At 59.9% G+C, this 3,507-nt stretch carries 2 protein-coding genes; both read left to right on the top strand.

Annotated features, from left to right (window positions below; genetic code table 11):
* Nucleotides 1-180: 180 nt before the first annotated feature.
* Nucleotides 181-3,129 (top strand): DUF748 domain-containing protein, encoded by a 2,949-nt coding sequence (locus QMX91_RS29870; protein ID WP_282413815.1) that lies wholly within the window; start codon nt 181-183, stop codon nt 3,127-3,129.
* The gene (locus QMX91_RS29875) at nt 3,129-3,425 is read left to right on the top strand and encodes a DUF2845 domain-containing protein (RefSeq protein WP_115988878.1); all 297 of its coding nucleotides are present in this window, start codon (nt 3,129-3,131) and stop codon (nt 3,423-3,425) included. The genes QMX91_RS29870 and QMX91_RS29875 overlap by 1 nt, the downstream gene beginning before the upstream one ends.
* The last annotated feature ends 82 nt before the right edge of the window (nt 3,426-3,507 follow it).

Here is a 3,507-nt window from a genome sequence, read left to right on the forward strand (position 1 = left end):
GAGCTTGCTCGCGAAGGCGGCGCGTCAGTCAGCATATTTCTCGACTGATCCGCCGCTTTCGCGAGCAAGCTCGCTCCCACAGTGTCTTGGTCCTACAGAACAATCTGAACAATCCTGCCCCCCACGAGGTACTTCGGAACCAGAATCGCGTGCCATACTCCAAGGCACTCCGATTCAGAGATGAAGCCGCACATGCCCAAAGGATTGATTCGCGCGATTGGCGCCTTGTTGACTGCTCTGGCCCTCTACAGCCTGCTGGGGTTTCTGATTTTGCCAGGCATCGCCCTGCGTATCGCCAACCAGCAACTGGCGAACTACGCCACGGTGCCGGCGCATATCCAGCGCATCGAACTCAATCCGTTCAGCCTGGAAGTCACCCTGTGGGGCTTGGTCGTCGGTGAGCCGGGCAAGGAGCAGGTCGGCTTCGAGCGGCTGTACGCCAACCTGCAACTCGACAGCCTGTGGACCAAGGCGCTGCACCTGGCCGATATCGAGCTGGACAAGCCCAAGACCGAAATCCTCTTCGCCAAGGACGGCCAGCTCAATCTGCTGGGCCTGTTCAAAATTCCCGCCAGCGAACCGACCCCGGCCGATCCGAATGCCAAGCCGTTCCCGCTGCGCATCGATCGCATCCAACTGGCCGGTGGCAACGTACATTTCCAGGACGCCCGGCCGAGTGAGCCGATCGAGTTCATCTACGACAAACTCGACTTCGAACTGAAAAACCTCAGCACCCTGCCCGAAGACAATGCCGACATGACCCTGGTGGCTGCCGGCCCGGCCGGTGGGCAGATCGACTGGAAAGGCAACTTCAGCCTGATCCCGTTCACCTCCGAAGGCACCTTGAAAGTCACCGACGGCAAGATGAAATCCTTCTGGCCTTACGTGCGTGACGCGCTGCCGCTGGTACTCGAAGACGGCGTGCTGAATCTCAGCACCGAGTACAAACTGAATCTGTCGAAAGAAACCGAACTGCTGTTGAACAACGTCGCGGTGAGCATTGCGCCATTCGCGATCAAGGCGCCGGACGGACGCCCATTGGCGAAACTTGAACGCCTCGACGTCAGCGAAACCTCGCTGGACCTGGCCAAACAGCAAGTAGTGGTCGGCAAGATCCGCAGCAACAAACTGGAAACCTGGGCTGCGCTCGAAGCCGACGGCCAGCTCGACTGGCAGAAACTGTTCGCCAGCCAGCCATCGAAACCTGCCGCCAAGGCCGCCGCCGAACCCAAGACCACTCCGGCCGCCGCCGACTCGCCGAAAGCGCCGGTCGCGCCGAGCAAGCCCTGGCAAGTGCTGCTCAAAGACGTCCAGCTACGCAACTACACCGTGCATCTCGCCGACCGCTCGGCCAACCCACCCGTGGCGCTGGATGTGACGCCGCTGAACATTGATCTGCAGGATTTCGACAGCCTCAACGGTTCGCCCTTCAAGGTCAGGCTCGACAGCGGCTTGGGCAAACAAGGCAAGATCAACGCCGATGGCGTGGTCAACCTCGCGCCGGTCACCGCCCAGCTCAATGTGAAAACCCAGGACATCGACCTGCGCGTTGCACAGTCCTACATCAATCCGTTCATTCGCCTGGAACTGCGCAGCGGCATGCTTGGTAGCGACCTCAAGGTCAACCTCAAGAGCACCGAACCGCTCGCACTCGGCGTGACCGGGCGCGCGCAGATCGATCAACTGCACACCCTCGACACCCTGAAAACCCGCGACTTCCTCAAGTGGCAGCAAGTGGTGGTTGAAGGCATCAACTATCAACACGGTGACAGCCTGTCGATCGACAAGGTCAACCTGTTCCAGCCGTACGCGCGGTTCATGATCAACGACGACCGCACCACCAACATCGACGATCTGCTGATCCCGCAGCCCGCCGACAATGGTGCGAAAACCGCAGCGGCGAAACCGGCCAGTAAAGACAAACCACTGGGCATTCACATCGGCGCGATTGCGATCAACGACGGCTCGGCCAACTTCGCCGACTTCAGCCTGACGCCGAATTTCGCTACGGCGGTTCAACAGCTCAACGGCCAGATCGGCACCATCGACAGTCGTCAGGCGAAACCGGCCAGCGTCGACATCAAGGGCAAGGTCGACCGCTATGCCCCGGTGACCATCAAAGGCGCGGTCAATCCATTCGACCCGATGGCCAGCCTCGACATCGCCACCAGTTTCAAACGCGTCGAGCTGACTACCCTGACCCCGTATTCCGGCAAGTTCGCCGGTTACCGCATCCGCAAGGGCCGGCTCAACCTCGACCTGCATTACCTGATCACCAAGGGCCAGTTGAAGGCTGAAAACAAAGTGGTGCTCGAGCAACTGCAACTCGGTGAAAAAGTCGACAGCCCGGATGCCGTGAGCCTGCCGCTGAAACTGGCGATTGCCCTGCTCAAGGACGTAGACGGCAAGATCTCCATCGAACTGCCAGTGACCGGCGACCTCAACAACCCGCAGTTCAGCGTGATGCCGATTGTCTGGCAAACCCTGCGCAACCTGATCGTCAAGGCCGCCGCCGCACCGTTCAAGATGATTGGCGGGCTGATCAACGGTGGCGGCTCCGAAGACCTCGGTACCGTGTCATTTGCTGCGGGCTCAAGCGATTTGAGCAAGGATGCCGAAGCAGCGCTGGATAAACTGTCCCAAGCCCTCAAGGAACGTCCAGCCCTGCGTCTGGAAATCGAAGGCACTGCCGCACAGAGCAGCGACGGCCCGTTGATTGCCGAGCAGCGTCTGGAGCGCGAATACCAGTACAACTACTACAAGATGCTCCAGCGCCGTGGCGACAAGGTGCCGGCTCAGGCGTCCCTGCTGCAAGTGCCGGAGAGCGAGAAAGGCCCGCTGCTCGAAGGCATCTACCGCACCCGTCTGAAAACTCAGCCACCGGCCGAATGGAAAGATCTGGGCAAAGAAGAACGCACGGCGAAAATGCGTGATGGTGTGATCAAGTTCTGGAGTTCCAGCGATGTACTGCTGCGGCAGTTGGGTCAGGAACGCGCCAGCAGCATCAAGGACTATCTGGTCGACAAAGGTCAACTGGCGGATGATCGGGTGTACTTCATCGATGCCAACCTTGGCGAGGCCGAAAGCGATGGTCGGGTCGTGACGCAAATGCATCTGGACGCCGAATGATGAAGCGCAAATGGCTGGCAGCGTTGACGCTGCTGCTCGCTGGCAGCCCTGCGCTGGCCTCTGACACGCTGCGTTGTGGCAGCCAGTTGGTCAGTCTCGGTGACCGCGCCAGCGAAGTGCTGCAGAAGTGTGGCGAACCGGTGAGCCGCGATGTCCTCGGCTACAAGCGCAGCGCCAACCGCCGCGAAGAATTTCAGGTCGAGGAATGGACCTACGGCCCGAGCAACGGCATGTATCAATACCTGCGCTTTGAAGGCAATCGCCTGCGGCAGATCAACAGCAAGCGCGGTAATTAATTCACCCCCCCTGTAGGAGTGAGCCTGCTCGCGATAGCGGTGTGTCAGTCAGCAGATTTCTCAATCTGACACACCGCTATCG

Source organism: Pseudomonas sp. PS01299 (genome assembly GCF_029960145.1).
Taxonomy (GTDB): Bacteria; Pseudomonadota; Gammaproteobacteria; order Pseudomonadales; family Pseudomonadaceae; genus Aquipseudomonas; species Aquipseudomonas putida_A.

Excerpts from the sequence above, each read along its gene's own strand:
- QMX91_RS29870 (WP_282413815.1), top strand. The coding sequence starts at position 181 with ATGAAGCCGCACATGCCCAAAGGATTGATTCGCGCGATTGGCGCCTTG.
- QMX91_RS29875 (WP_115988878.1), top strand. The coding sequence starts at position 3,129 with ATGAAGCGCAAATGGCTGGCAGCGTTGACGCTGCTGCTCGCTGGCAGC.